The 14,173-nt window shown below is 70.9% G+C and carries 12 protein-coding genes; 5 read left to right on the top strand and 7 right to left on the bottom strand.

All coding sequences use genetic code 11. The annotated features are described in order from the left end of the window. Window positions 1–177: 177 nt before the first annotated feature. Entirely contained in the window at window positions 178–414 is a 237-nt protein-coding gene (locus tag DAI20_RS10825; protein WP_108250706.1) for a hypothetical protein, read from the bottom strand. 415 nt (window positions 415–829) lie between these two features. Beyond that, on the bottom strand, window positions 830–2,284 hold the full coding sequence (locus DAI20_RS10830; RefSeq protein WP_159085000.1) for an HNH endonuclease signature motif containing protein: 1,455 nt from the start codon (window positions 2,282–2,284) through the stop codon (window positions 830–832). 226 nt (window positions 2,285–2,510) lie between these two features. Here DAI20_RS10830 and DAI20_RS10835 point away from each other — a divergent pair, with 226 nt between their 5' ends. From DAI20_RS10835 to DAI20_RS10855, 5 genes are all read left to right on the top strand, one after another. After that, a complete protein-coding gene (locus DAI20_RS10835) occupies window positions 2,511–3,449 on the top strand; it encodes a DMT family transporter (RefSeq protein WP_108250710.1) in 939 nt (312 codons plus the stop codon). 56 nt (window positions 3,450–3,505) lie between these two features. Beyond that, entirely contained in the window at window positions 3,506–4,216 is a 711-nt protein-coding gene (locus DAI20_RS10840) for a hemerythrin domain-containing protein (protein ID WP_108250711.1), read from the top strand. 140 nt (window positions 4,217–4,356) lie between these two features. After that, window positions 4,357–5,334: a nucleoside hydrolase gene (locus tag DAI20_RS10845; protein WP_108250713.1), complete on the top strand. Its 978-nt coding sequence runs from the start codon at window positions 4,357–4,359 to the stop codon at window positions 5,332–5,334. A gap of 74 nt (window positions 5,335–5,408) precedes the next feature. Beyond that, the gene (locus tag DAI20_RS10850) at window positions 5,409–6,011 is read left to right on the top strand and encodes a hypothetical protein (protein ID WP_108250715.1); all 603 of its coding nucleotides are present in this window, start codon (window positions 5,409–5,411) and stop codon (window positions 6,009–6,011) included. A gap of 2 nt (window positions 6,012–6,013) precedes the next feature. Further along, window positions 6,014–6,820, top strand: a complete 807-nt coding sequence (locus DAI20_RS10855; protein ID WP_108251651.1) for a putative protein N(5)-glutamine methyltransferase — start codon at window positions 6,014–6,016, stop codon at window positions 6,818–6,820. 24 nt (window positions 6,821–6,844) lie between these two features. Here DAI20_RS10855 and DAI20_RS10860 read toward each other — a convergent pair whose 3' ends face one another. The 5 genes from DAI20_RS10860 to DAI20_RS10880 all read right to left on the bottom strand — a co-directional run bounded on the left by DAI20_RS10860 (window position 6,845) and on the right by DAI20_RS10880 (window position 14,088). Then, window positions 6,845–8,245 carry an APC family permease gene (locus tag DAI20_RS10860; protein ID WP_108250717.1) on the bottom strand — a complete coding sequence of 467 codons (1,401 nt, stop codon included), beginning with the start codon at window positions 8,243–8,245 and terminating at the stop codon, window positions 6,845–6,847. 191 nt (window positions 8,246–8,436) lie between these two features. Next, on the bottom strand, window positions 8,437–9,315 hold the full coding sequence (locus DAI20_RS10865; RefSeq protein WP_205781424.1) for an aminoglycoside phosphotransferase family protein: 879 nt from the start codon (window positions 9,313–9,315) through the stop codon (window positions 8,437–8,439). 28 nt (window positions 9,316–9,343) lie between these two features. Then, window positions 9,344–9,934: a DinB family protein gene (locus DAI20_RS10870; RefSeq protein WP_108250721.1), complete on the bottom strand. Its 591-nt coding sequence runs from the start codon at window positions 9,932–9,934 to the stop codon at window positions 9,344–9,346. Between the two features lie 122 nt (window positions 9,935–10,056). Then, on the bottom strand, window positions 10,057–11,796 hold the full coding sequence (locus DAI20_RS10875) for an immune inhibitor A domain-containing protein (RefSeq protein ID WP_108251653.1): 1,740 nt from the start codon (window positions 11,794–11,796) through the stop codon (window positions 10,057–10,059). Window positions 11,797–11,949: 153 nt separating this feature from the next. Continuing rightward, entirely contained in the window at window positions 11,950–14,088 is a 2,139-nt protein-coding gene (locus DAI20_RS10880) for a bifunctional metallophosphatase/5'-nucleotidase (RefSeq protein ID WP_108250723.1), read from the bottom strand. Between the last annotated feature and the right edge of the window lie 85 nt (window positions 14,089–14,173).

A 14,173-nucleotide genomic window follows, 5' to 3' on the forward strand; every position in this document is an offset into this window, starting at 1 on the left:
GGGATCCGGCGGATAGTCATCGGATCCGATTCAAACACGGGTTTTCCCGGTCCGCCGGTTATTGAACCCCCCAATACGCGGGTCGCGCGCGCCCCAGTTTCTGCCCCCGCCGCGCCCCACTTTCCGGGGCGAGTGCGTCTCGGCGGCTTCGGGGTGCGCGCCTAGCGCGCCCGGCGACTAGGCGTCGTCGCCGACCGCCTCGTCCGAGATCCACGTGTACTCGTACAGCGACGGTCCGCCGACCGTCTCGCTCAGCTCGTACGTGGCGACCCGGCGCTGGCCGTCGGTGGCGACGTACGACTCGCGGATGGCTGGGGCGGGCTTCCCGTCGAGGAAGGGGTGCGGGCCGGTGATGCGTCCCTCCGCCTCCCGTCCCTTCTTGGCGAGGAAGGCGGTGTAAGTCTCGTCAGCCATGCGAAAACCCTATCCGTGCCGCCTCTGAGCCCGTACGGTCGCTGAGCCACGACGGTCGCAGCGCCCGTACGGTCGCTGAGCTTGTCGAAGCGACGTGAGGTGCGTCGCGTCCCTTCGACAGGCTCAGGGACCGGAGTTGGTGCCGTTGCGCGGTCTTGGTCGTCCTCGAGAGCTTCGCGAGCAGCGATGGAGTCCGGGTGGTGCGGCTGCCGAGTCCGAGTTGCGTCCCGCACAGGGCCGCGGAGTTGGTTTTTGAGAGCTTCGCAAGCAGCGATGGGATGCGGGCGGTGCGGCCGCCGGGACCCGCGGGCGCTCCGCACACGGTCGCTGAGCTTGTCGGAGTGGGGCGCGTCGTGTCCCTTCGACAGGCTCAGGGACCGTGAGGAAGCGGCGCCAGGCAACATCGTGAGCATGATCACCCACCGGTTGGGGTGGGCTCGAGCGGGTGGACAGGGGGTCGGAGGCGGTGTCGGCGGGCGTTCCAGTCCTGGACCGCCCTGCTCTTCGTCGCCAGGTGCCGCGCTTCACGGGTCGGGCCGATCGACTGCGGCGGGAGCAGCAGGTACTTCCCGCCAATTCGGGTGATGTCGCAGCCGTTGTTGTGGAGGAGCAGGTGGTGGTGCTTGCAGAGCAGGACTCCGTCGGCGATGTCGGTTTTGCCGTGGTCTCTCTTCCACTGGTTGATGTGGTGGGCTTCGCACCAGGACGGCGGCCTATCGCAGCCGGGCCACATGCAGCCGCCATCCCTCACGGCTAGTCCGATGCGCTGGCGGGTGGTGAAAAGGCGCTGTTCCCGTCCGACATTGACGCACTGGCCGTCGTCGTCGAGGACCACCGCGACCGTTCCCGTGCTGCACACCTCGCGCCGGATGGTGGTGATCGAGACCGCTTCGCCGGTGTCCTGGATCGAGCCGTGGCCTTCGCCGGAGTCGAGGCTCTCCTTGGTCACGATCACCCGGACCGCGGGTCGCCTGGACCCGTACACCTGTCCTGGGTCGGCGTCCGCGCCGATGCGCAGCAGTTCAAGGAACCCGTCGGCCGCGAGCCGCTCGGTCGGCCGAGGGTCGTTGAGGATCGCGTCGATCCGCTCTCGGTCCTCTTCCTTCACGAACCGTGGTCCGCCACGGCGGGGGTTGGTCAGCTCGTCGAGTACAGACAGGAGGAAGGCGCCGGGTTCAGGGGCGTAGAGGAACTTGCCCTCCACCATCCCGTCCGGTCGCTTCCATGCCTTCAGGTGCTGCTGCTCCAGCTGCGCCTTCTCGCGATCCGCGACCTCGGTGTCGTCCAGGTCGTCGCGCAACTGCCGCGCGCGGCGGTGCAGTTGACCCGCGGTAAGGGTCGCCGCGTCTTCGACTAACTCGACCGCGGCCTCGGACAGCGCTTTGGCCAGTACCGCGTCCGTCGGCAGTCCCAGCCCGGCCCGGATCGCGTCGGCCTGCGCGATCGACAACTTCCCGTCGGTGACGGCGTGTGCGATCGGCGCCTGCCAAGGGGTGGGCGGCGCCGGGAGTTCGGGGTGCTCGCGCTGGAGGGTCTCCACCGCGTCCGTTTCGGCGAGCATCTTGCCCACCTCCACGATCGAGACGGCGCCACCCTTGGTGGTCCCGGTGATCGCCTCCACCATCGCTTGCGGGGTGCGGTAGCCCTCCTCTTGGGCGAGGCCGGCGGATCCGAGGTCGGTGCTCGAGCGGCGATTCAATTCGCCGGCGATCCAGGCGGAGAAGGTGTCGCAGCACTGCTTGAGGTCGGCGATAGCGTGCAACGCGTCGAGCAGATCCTGCTTGGCGAGCGTGACATAAGCAGCGGGGGAGGAGCCCAGGCGCGCGACCGCATCCGCTGTGCGGAGGAGCGTCGCTGCCGGGGTTCCCATAGCACACATTCTAGCATGTCGAAAGTTTCTTCGATGAGGAACTTTCGCTCCTGTGGAGAACTCGCTTGCCCGCTGGGTCCGGGGTCGTACCGACCAGCGTCCCTTCGACAAGCTCAGGGACAGTGTCGCCGGGTCCGTGCCGGCGCCCCACGAACCTCACCCACTCCCACCGCACCCACCGCACGGGCACACGCCCGGTAGCGTGGGCGGCGGACGGGGGAGGGTCATGAAGGCGGTCGTCGCGCTCGTGCTCGCCACGCTCATGTGGGCGGGCAACTACGTGGTGGGTGGCATCGCTGTGCAGTCCATGACACCGGTCGAACTCACCTGGTTCCGCTGGCTGCTGGCCGCGGTCCCGCTGCTCGTGCTCGCGCAGGTCATCGAGCGGCCGCGGTGGCGGGCCGTGCTCGCGGAGTGGCCCCGCCTCCTGATCCTCGCCGTCCTCGGCGTCCTCGGCTACACCCTCCTGCTCTACTCGGCGCTCCAGTTCACGACGCCGCTGTCGGCGTCGCTCATCAACGCCGCGAATCCCGCCGTCATGGCCGTGCTGGCCGCGATCCTGCTGCGCGAACGGATCGACTGGCGCGGCGCACTGGGGCTCCTCCTCGGGCTCGTCGGCGTGATCCTCCTGATCACGGACGGGGCGGTGTCGACGGTGTTCTCGGCCGGGCTGAACCCGGGCGACCTGCTGATGATCGGCGCCATCCTCGTCTGGAGCCTGTACACGATCCTCGGCCGCGGCCTCAGCGCGCCGCCCATCACGGCGACGGCGGTGCAGGCCGTGCTCACCGTCGTGTTGCTCGCGCCCGTGGCCCTCGGGACCGGCGCCCAGTGGCCGGATCGCGGCGACACTGTCGCCGCACTGCTGTTCATCGCCGTCTTCCCCTCGATCGGCGCATACGCGCTCTGGAACCTCGCCCTCACCCGCATCCCGCCCGGTCGCGCAGGACTCTTCCTCAACCTCATCACCGTGTTCACGGTCCTCATCTCCGTGCTGATGGGATCCCGCCTCACCGGGACCGACATCGTCGGCGGCCTGCTCGTCTTCGCGGGGGTCGGCCTCAGCTCGCTCCGCCGGCGACCGAACCGGCGACCGCCGGCTGACCCCGGCGACCCTGACGACACCTCCCGGCAACAGCAAGCGAGCACCGCCTCCCCTGCGTAGTCTCGATCCACCGTTTCGTGCGGGGTCGTGGCGACCCCCTCAGGGAGGAGACTGCGATGAAGTCGGTTGCTGAGCAGAGCGTCGAGGAACTCGGGGGCCGCATCAGCGTCCTCGCCCGCCAGAAGCGCGATCACGTCAAGCTCAACCGCCTCCTCGAGGAGCTGCACCGCACAACGGGCCGGGATCAGGAGCGCGTGCTCCTGCGCATCTACCGCCTCGTCTTCCCGCACGCCTTCGCGGAGGAGTCGGTGCTCTGGCCCGTGATGCGCCGGACCCTTGCCGACGGGCAGGAACTCACGCTCGAGATCGAGCGGGAGCATCAGGAGGTCAACGAGCTGGTGACCCGGCTCGAGGGGATTCCGCGGGACTCGCCGGAGCGCGGCCCGATCCTGAACCGGCTCACCGAGGTGCTGCGCGAGGACGTGCGGGACGAGGAGGACGAGCTGTTCCCGCGCCTGCAGTCGCGCGTGGACCGCCGGGAGCTGCGCCGCCTCGGCCTGCTCTGGGAGGTCGTGCGCCGGGTCGCGCCGACGCGCGCGCACCCCATCGTCGCCCGCAGGCCCCCGGGGAACGTCGTGGCCGCCCTACCCCTCTCGGTGCTCGACCGCCTGCGCGACCTCGCCGACCTTCTCGTCCAGCGGGGTCCCGCCCGCGTGGCGCCCGCGGCGGGCACGGCCGGTCGAGGGCTCGCCCGCGCGGCCCACGCCGTCGAGCGCCTGCCGATCATGCGCCGGGGCGAGGATCCGTCCACCCGCTTCCCGGGCTGACGGCCTGACGGAGGAAGGGCGGACCGATCGACCCCCTCGCCCCCGCCCCCCTCGCTCCCACACCCGCCCTCGCGTCCCGACCTCCACGCCCGCAGGCGCGCTGCCGCGCACGCGACGGTGGCGACGGGACAGAATGAGGCATGACCTCAGACGCACCCGCGCTTCCGATCCGCATCCTCCTCGACACCGACATGGCCATGGGCGTGCCCGGGGCGGACGTGGACGACGGCTTCGCCCTCGCGCTGGCCCTGGCCGACCCCGGCATCGTCGTCGAGCTGGTCACCAGCGTGAACGGCAACGCAGACGTGGAGAGCGGATCCTTCCTCAGCGGCGAGCTGCTCGAGCGGCTGGGCGTGCCCGAGATCCCCGTCGTGCAGGGCGCAGCGGCGCCGCTGTCCTTTCCGGACAGGCGGCGCGGCGCACCCGACGACATCCGCGCCCAATTCGGACGGCACACGCCCTCACCCGGCTACGCCGCCGCCGAGCTCGCCTCCCGGGCCGCCGCCGAGCCCGGCGCGCTGACCGTCGTCGCCATCGGGCCGCTGACGAACATCGCCACGGCGATCAACCTCGACCCCGACTTCGCGAGCAATGTGCGCGAGATCGTCATCATGGGCGGCGTCTACCTCGGCCAAACCAACCAGGCAGGGATGCCCGGCGAGTTCAACTTCTGGGTCGACCCCGAGGCCGCGGATGCCGTGCTCCGCTCGGGCGCACGCATCCGCCTCGTCGGGCTCGACGTCACGCTGAAGGCCCGCCTGACCCGCGAGCACGCGGAGGAACTGCAGGCCGCCTCGGGCAGCTTCGCCCCATTCGCCGGGGAGCACACGCTGCACTGGATCGACTACCTGGCCGAGGAGTCCCCGGGCGACCCGGAGGCAGCGCGGTCCTGCGCCATGCACGACCCCCTCGCCGTCGCCGCGCTGACCCGGCCGGATCTGCTCGACTGGCGCGACGCGCACGTCGAGGTCGTCACGGGCACGAGCATCGCCCGCGGGGTCGCGATCGCCGACTTCCTCGACTCCCGGGATGCCCCGCCGGCGAACGCGTCCGTGGCGGTGGACGTTCGCGGCGACGAGTTCATCGCGCACCTCGTGGAGCGCGTCTCCTCGCTCTGACGTGCCGGCCGTTCTCGGCTCGACAGGGAACGGTTCTTCGCGCCGCTTCAGCATCGACGCCGCATAGTGGAGGGATGCAGATCTATTCGGCCTCCCCGCTCGCCCGCGCCCGGCAGGTGACCTCGGACGTCCTGGCCGTCGCCGCGATCGTGCTGTTCGCGACGCTGGGCATCCTCACCTCGACGCTCATCTCCGCCCTCGCCGACCTCGGGCGGGGCATCGAGGATGCGGGGCGCGGCTTCCAGACGACGATGTCCGACGCCGCCTCGACGATCGGCGACATTCCGCTCGTCGGCCGGGGCGCGGGCACGCCCTTCCGGGACGCCAGCGAGGCGGCGGCCGCGCTCGCCGCAGCCGGCCGCGATCAGCAGCAGCTCGTGCACACCCTGGCCGTGCTGGCCGGCCTGATCGTGGCCCTGGTGCCGATCGCGCTGATCGCGCGGCACTGGCTCGTGCGACGCGTCGCGTTCGCCCGGCGGGCGTCCGCCGTGCGCGTGCTCGCCGGCTCGCGGGGCGGCGTCGAGCTGCTCGCCCTCCGTGCCCTGTCCGGCGGCAGCGATCGGGACCTTCTCGCCGTCAGTCCGGACCCCGTCGCCGACTGGCGAAGCGGGAACGCCGTCGTGGTGCGGCGGCTCGCCGACCTCGCGCTGCGCGACGCGGGCGTCGTCCGCGGGTGACCGTGGAGCGCAACGACGGGCGGCATCCGCCCTCCGCCGATCGCGACCGGGTCGTGCTCGAGCTGCGGAGGGCCGGCTGCGTCTTCGCGGAGGAGGAGGCCGACCTGCTGCTCGCCGAGGCCGAGGACGCCCCGCACCTCGGGCGGATGCTCGCCGAACGCGTCTCGGGCACGCCCCTGGAGCACGTGCTGGGCTGGACGGAGTTCGCCGGCCTGCGCATCCTCGTCGACCGCGGCGTCTTCGTGCCGCGGCAGCGCACGAGGCTGCTGGCGAGAGAGGCCGCCGCCCTCGCCGCCGCCGGGGACGTCGTCGTCGACCTCTGCTGCGGGTCAGGCGCGGTCGGGGCGGCCGTCGCCGCGGCCGTCCTGGGCATCCACCTGCACGCGGCCGACCTGGAGCCGGCGGCCGTGCGTTCCGCCCGCCGCAACCTCGAGCCGCTGGGCGGCCACGTGCACGAGGGCGATCTCTACGCGGCGCTGCCGCCCGCGATCCGCGGGCGGGTGCGGGTGCTGGCCGTCAACGCTCCCTACGTGCCGACGGGGGAGATCGGCCGCATGCCGCCTGAGGCCCGCGAGCACGAGCCGCTCCTCGCCCTGGACGGCGGCGACGACGGGCTCGACGTGCACCGCAGGGTGGCGGCGGACGCCCGCTCCTGGCTGGCCGCTGGCGGATCGGTGGTGATCGAGGCGAGCAGGCCGCAGGCACCCGTGACGGCGGCGCTGTTCGAGCGCCGCGGGATGGCGGCCCGGGTCGTGATGGACGACGACCTCGACGCGACCGTCGTCGTGGCTACAGCGCCCGCGAGCTGAGCGCTCGCCCGCCCTGCCCCTGCCCTACTTCTTGCCGGGGATCGCGGCGTCGTCGAACTTCTTCTTGTTCCGGCCGCCGGTGAAGTAGGTCGCCGCCCAGAGCACGACGCCGATCGCGAGCAGGACGCCGGCGATCTGGTACTGCTCCACCGGGCGACCCGACCAGGGCAGCACGAGGTAGGCGCAGGCGACGGCGCCGATGACCGGCAGGGGGGTCGGCGCCCGGAAATGCTTGTGCTCCACGGGATCCTTCCGCAGCACGAGCACGGTGCAGTTGACCACCGCGAACACCGCGAGCAGCAGCAGCGACGTCGTGCCGCCGAGGAGGGCGACGACGGGGTTGTCGGAGTCGAGGGAGAGGAATGTGATCAGGCCGATCGCGATGGCCGTGGTGAAGAGGATCGCCGCGTACGGGGTGCGACGCGTCGGGTGCACCTTCGACAGGAAGCGGGGCAGGATGCCGTGCTTGCTGATGCCGTAGATCAGGCGGCTCGCCATCATCATGTTGATCAGCGCGCTGTTGCCTACCGCGAAGAGCGAGATGAACGGCAGGACCGCGGTGATGGGGAAGTCGGGCGCCGCGGTCTGCACGACCGTGACGAGCGGGGTGGCGTTGCCGGCCAGCTCGCCGATCGGCACGATCGCGACCGCGCAGATGGAAACGAGCACGTAGATGACGGCCGTGATGCCGAGTCCGGTGAACATGATTCGCGGGAAGATGCGGCTCGGATCCTTCGTCTCCTCGGCCATGTTCACCGAGTCCTCGAAGCCGACCATGGCGAAGAACGCGAGCGAGGTCGCCGTCGTCACGGCCAGGAAGACGTTCTTGTCGTCGGGGGTGTCGAAGGCCACGACGCGGGAGAAGTCGGCGGCGCCGCCGGCGATGGCCCAGAAGCTGATGAGGATGACGAGCAGGAGGCCGGAGAGCTCCACCATCGTGAGCACGACGTTGAGGCCGACGCTCTCCGCGACCCCGCGGAAGTTCACGGCGGTCACGAGCAGCATGAAGCAGAGCGCGATGAGCAGCAGCGTGCCCGGGCCGCCCTCGAGCCCGAACCCGGTGACGAAGTTGGCGGCGAAGGCGCCGGACGCGGCCGACGCGGACGTGATGCCCGACGCCATGACCGTGAAGCAGACCAGGAAGGTGACGAAGTGGATGCCGAACGCCTTGTGCACGTACAGGGCGGCGCCCGCCGCCTGCGGGTACTTCGTGACGAGCTCCAGGTAGGAGCAGGCCGTGATCGCCGCCACCGTGAACGCGACGATGAACGGCAGCCACGCCGCCCCGCCCACCTCGGCCGCGACCTGCCCGGTGAGGGCGTAGATGCCCGTGCCGAGGATGTCGCCCACCACGAACAGGAGCAGCAGTTTCGGGCCGAGGACCCGCTTCAGTTCCGGCTGCTCGGTCTTCTCCGCAAGTGCCATGTCGATCGGATCCTCTCGATACGGAGGCTGCACGGCCTCGGAATGAGTCGGTGAACGCCTGGCAGCAGTCTCTACCCGTCCGGGGCCCGGTGCCAGGGAAGTGAACATTCCGAAACATGCTGGTTACGCGGAATCCGGCTTCGGACACGGGCTGTGCCGGTTCCCGCGGCCCGGCAGTCCGACCGTCGCGGTCACGGACCGTCGAGCAGCACCTGCTCGACGGTCCGCCGGGCGAGAGCGACGAATCCGGGATTCGTCTCGGCGTAGTAGGGGATGATCATGGCCGCCTGATGAAGGGCGTATCCGCGGGCGCGGCGCCACATCTGCTCGTCCATGTCGAGCTCCTCGCGGTAGACCGATCGGCCGGCGGGGCCGAAGACGGCCCAGGCGGCGATCACGTCCGCCGCCGGATCGCCCACGCCGGCGCCGCCGAAGTCGAGCACGGCGGTCAGCCGGCCGGAGCGGGTCAGGAGGTTGGGGCGGAGGAGGTCGGTGTGAATCCACACCGCGTCGCCCCGCCACGGGTCGGTTCTCAGCGCGTCGTCCCACGCGCGGTGGGCGGCATCGGCATCAATGGCGGACCGCGCCTGTTCGATGGCGGCACGGGTCCCCTCATCGAGTTCGCGGAGCGGTCGGCGACCGGCGGGCGGGGCGCCCGCGGGGTCGAGGCGACGCAGCGCGCGCACGAAGCGGGCGAGGTCGCGCGCCGCCCGCGGCTCGTCACCCGGGGGAGCGTCGGCGTACGGCTCGCCCTCGATCCAGCGGTAGATCGCCCATCCGAACGGGTAGGCGGCGGTGGCCTGCCCCGCCGCAACGGGCCGCGGGATGTCGAGGGGAAGCTGCGGGGCGAGCCAGGGCAGCCAGCGCTGCTCGCGTTCCAGGTCGGCGGCCCAGGCGGCCATCCGAGGGAGCCGAGCGTAGAGATCCCCGCCGATCCGGTACACCGCGTTCACCGTTCCCGTCGATCGCACCTCGGCGACGGGCAGCCGCGCGAGGGCGGGGAACTGCTCGGCGACGAGCCGCGCCACGAGGTCGGCGTCGATGGCGGCCTCGCCCGCGTGCATCCTCATCTGGCCGGCGACTTCGCTGCGGCGGGCGTCAGCGGCCGCCTGCCGACCGGGCGGTCCGTTCGAGCCGCTCCCGGTAGTCGTTCCACCACGCCTCGTCCATCTCGGGCAGGTTGCTCACCCCCTGCCGGAGACCCGCCGCGCCGTCGATGAGCTCGCGCGCGATGTCGGCGTGGCCCGCGTGGCGCTGATTCTCGGCGATCATGTGCACGAGGATGCGGTGCAGCGTCACCGAACGCCGGTCCGCCGCCCACCACGCCACCGTGCCGGGGGAGTCGAGGTCGAGCGCGGCGATGGTGGCGTCGGAGTGCGCCCAGACCCGACGGTAGAGGCCCACCACGGACTCGCGGGACTCCTCCGCCGTCGCCCACATGTCGGCGTTCGGCTCGGCGTCGTCGGCCATCCAGGGCAGCGGCTCGGGGAACGGCCGGCCGAACGTGTCCCCGAGGTAGCCGGCCTCCACGCTCGCGACGTGCTTGACGAGCCCCAGCAGATTCGTCCCGGTGGGCACGACCGGCCGCCGGATGTCGTACTCGTCCAGCCCCTCGAGCTTCCACAGCAGCGCGTCCCTGCCGCTCTGAAGGTAGTGCTGCAGGTGCGCCTTCGCCTCGCTGTCATCCATGGAGGCAACCGTATCGGCGGGGTGGAGCAGGCCGCAGGATCACGGAGGGGGAAAAGCGGAACGGGAGCCGGGGAAAGAACCCCGGCTCCCGTTCCCCGGGCGGTTGGCCCGGTGGTGGTGCGTCAGTCGACGGCTACCGTCATCATCCCCTGCGAGTTGCTGGAGACGACCTTGATCGTCGTGCCCGTTCCGGCCACGCGCACGCTGCCCTGCGGGTTGGCCGCGTCGTAGTACCGGTTGGGGTCGGTGTCGTCGAACACCGGCACGGCGGGCTGCGACCCGACGGTCAGCGTGGTCATCCCCGCCGCCGTCTCACGGTGCAGGCTGATCGGATCCGTCGCCTGCCGGCCGAAGGTGGCGTCGAAGGTCTGGATGCGGTTACGGGCGACCGTTCCGTCGGACCAGGTGAGGGCCTTCGGGTGGGCGTCGACGGGCAGAGCCAGGCCCGCGCCCGGGTGCTGCCTCGTGTTGTTGTTGCGCTGGGCCGTGTTCCAGTACGTGATGCTCAGCCCGTCCTGGTAGGGGAAGTGCTCCACCCGGTCCGGCGAGCTGGTCAGCCAGCCGAAGTTGTACGGACCCTGGGCGAGGGTCGCGTCGTAGCCCAGGTACTGCCGGTTCTCGGCGATGTAGAAGCGGCCGTTGCCCTGCTCGTCCTCGGGCAGAACGACGACGAGCGCCTGCTGCTGCTTGGTCGAGTGGAACGCCGGGCCCAGCTTGTGGGTCGAGCGCTCGCCGGCGGTGGCCACGTCGTAATCGAGCCAGCCGAGCTGAAGCTTCTCCCAGGCGCCCATGTGGTTGGGGGTGGTGCCGATGGCGCCGTCCCCGTGGCTCAGCCAGGATCCGGAGCTCATGAGCGTCCAGAAGCCCGTGCCGTTCTCGCCGCCGCTGGTGTCGTACAGGTCCGGCAGACCGAGGTCATGGCCGTACTCGTGCGCGAAGACGCCGAGCCCGCCGTTCTCCGGCTCGGTCGTGTAGTCGCGGATCCAGACGTCGGAGTCGCCGATCTTGACACCGCCGAACGGGTTCGCGGAGGGACCGTCGGTGCCGCGCCCGGCCTGGTTGACCGCCCAGCGGTGCGACCAGATGGTGTCGGTCGACGCGCCGGCCTCCTCGCCCTCCCCGGCGTGGATCGCCTGGAAGTGGTCGATGTAGCCGTCGGCCTCCGCGAAGTCGCCGTCGCCGTCGTAGTCGTAGCGGTCCCATTTGTCGAACGACGCCAGGTACTCGTCGATCTCCGCGGCGGTCTTGCCCGACGCGATCTGGGCGTCGTACCAGGCGTTCGCCGCGTCCTGCACGAACCGGGTCATGTCCTCCTGGCTCTCCGTCTCGCCGTAGCTGGCGGAGGCGTAGGGAACGGTCACCCAGTCGCTGACGTCGCCGTCGACCGTGTAGCGGCCGCTCGACATCTCCTCGTAGAGGCCCTTCAGGGACTCGCCCTCCTCGCCGAAGAACATGTCGAGGTAGTGCTCGCGGTCGAAGTCGGCCGTCCAGTACGTCGAGTTGTCCTTCGTGCGGTCGGGGGCCGGAATCTCGTTGTGCACCGGTCCGGCCGGAGCGGCCGGGAATCGCGGGTCGGTCTTGGTTCCGAAGTCGATGAGGAACGACAGGATGTTGTCGCTCGACTGGACCCCGTACTGCGCCCACTGGCCGGGCGCGACGCGCACGGCCTGCGATCCGCCGCGGTTCTGGACCGCGGCCTTCCCCTGGACGACAAGCTCCGTCGCCTTCTGGTTGAGCTCGCGGCGCTCGGCCTCGGCGGCGTCCGGGCGGTCGTCCACCCGGGCCGCCGACGCGCTGTCCGCCCCTGCTGCGCCCGTCGCGCCGAACGCCGACGGTGCCGCGGCGGCGGGCATGCTGATCATTGTGGTGAGCAGGGCGGCGATCGCCACCCCTCCCGCCACGGGAATGGAATTTCTTCTCACAGATAGACCCCTCTTAGGTGTGATGAAGGTCGAGCCGGGCCCGATCGGCCCGGCTCGGGATGCGCCCCGGATCGCTCCGGGGCGCGTGTCCCGCTACGCCGTCCGGCGACGCGAGACCAGCCAGAAGCCGGTGCCCAGCGCCAGCAGCACCGCGGCCAGCCCCCCGAGCGGGAGAGCGGACCCGGTACCCGTCCAAGCGAGAACCCCGGAATCAGTGTCGCGATGCGCACCGACATTCGTGCCCGGAGCCGCCGTTCCGTTCCCGGATCCGTCGCCGGCACCCCCTGCGCCACTGCCCGAGCCGCTGCCCGGCGCGGGAGCCGGCGTGGGCGCGTCCGTCGGACCGGTCGGGTCGCCCGGCACCGTGGGCACCGTCGGCTCGGTGGGCGTCGGGGTGGGGTCCGTGGGAACCGGGGTCGGCGTCGGCTCGGCGGCCGACGTGACCAGCGTCCAGTTCGGGTCGAAGAAGTCTGCCGGGTCGATCGTGCCCTGCTCGCCTGCCCAGTCGATGAGGAGCTGGCGGATCTCCTGCAGCTCGTCGTAGACAACGGGCGCCGTGGCGATGTGCGGGAAGCCCCCGCCACCGCTCGCGCGGTAGTTGTTGACCGCGACCACGAAGCGGGCGTCCGCCGCGACGGGCGTGCCGTCGGGCATGGCCAGCCCGACGATGCGCGAGCCGACCGGCTGGCTGATGTCGATCGTGTAGTCGACGCCCGACAGGATGTCGTAGTTGTAGTCGGGGATGCCGTTCGGAGTCTCCGGGTACACCGCGTTGGTGCCCGTCTCCGGGTCGAAGGTGCTCCCCGGAGCGACCTGCGCGAAGTAGCGCGCCGAGTACTCGAGGTAGTCCTTGACCTGCGCGCCCGTCATCTCGACGCCGCGCAGGGTGTTCTCGTAGATGTAGAGACCTGCGATGTCGCGGATGGTCACCTCACCCTCAGGGAAGAGGGCGGTGCGGGAGAACGGCGAGGCCTGCGACAGCACCGGCACGTCCGCGAGGTCCCCGGCGTCGAGAGCCTCGTCCACCGTCTCGGCCTGGACGTTGTTGATGAAGTCGATGATCGCGGTGTCCTCGTACCGCGAGGTGGCGGCGGGAAGCTCGGTCACCGACCGGGCCACCGGCGTGTTGACGTAGTCGACCGTCGTCCGGTGCTCGTCCGCGAGGGCGGCGACGACGTCAGGGTCCTCCTCGGCGACCTCGCTGCCGTAGTGGGCGACCGTGCTCGGCTCGTTGCCGTCCGACCAGTCGACCCGGTATCCGCCCGCCTCGGCGTCCGGCACGAGGTTCATGGTGACCTCGGTCACGCCCTGCGCCCAGCGGTAGGGCTGCGTCACGAGCACGAGCTCGCCGGCGACGTTGGTGTAGATGGTCTCGGGCGCATCCTGGTGCGTGTGACCGGCGACCATCACGTCGATCCCGGGCACCTGCGTCGCGATGTTGTTGACGGTGTTCTCGTTCAGGTCGACGGGGTCGTAGTCGGCGTCCGACACGGTCCCGACGCCGGTGTGCGCGAGCACGACCACGACGTCGGCCTGCTCGTCCACGATCGGCACCCACTGCTTGGCGGCCTCGACCATGTCCTCAAACTCGAGCACGCCCTCGACATTCGCCTTGTCCCAGATGCGCACACCGGGGGTGACGAGGCCGAGCACGCCGATCGTGACGTCCTCGCCGTCGATGGTGCGGTGCACGAGCGTGTACGGCTCGTGGTACGGCTCGCCCGTCGCGACGTCGAGGACGTTCGCGCCGAGCAGGGGCGCGTCGAGGTCGCCCTCGTAGGCGCCGAGCATGTCGAGCCCGTAGTTGTACTCGTGGTTGCCCACGACCTGCGCGTCGTACCCGATGGCGTTGAACGCCTGGGCCATGGGGTGGGTGGTCGTGCCGTCCAGCACGCCCGCCGCCCCGGCGCCCATGCCGTAGTAGTAGGTCAGCGGCGTGCCCTGGATGGCGTCGCCGTTGTCCACGACGAGCACCGAGTCGTCGCCCTTCGCGGCGCGGACCTCGTCGACGACCGTGCCGACGCGGGTGAGACCGCGCACGTTGGTGCCCTCGTTCGCCCTGTTGGCGAAGTAGTCCCAGTTGGTGACGTTGCCGTGGGTGTCCGTCGTGGACAGGAGGGTCAGCTCGAGCGCGTCGGGGGTCACCTCCGCGGCGGCTACCGCCGTGGGTGCCGTCAGGGCCACGCCGAGCGCGGCCAGGGTGAATGTTGCTGCTGTTCGACGAAGTCGCATCAGGCTCCTGTCAGTGGGGGCGTCCGAACGGGTCGACGCTACAGACGGTCTGTAAACAATGCGTTACGGCGGCGGCCTTCCCGGC

Source organism: Planctomonas deserti (assembly GCF_003067705.1).
GTDB classification, from domain to species: domain Bacteria; phylum Actinomycetota; class Actinomycetes; order Actinomycetales; family Microbacteriaceae; genus Planctomonas; species Planctomonas deserti.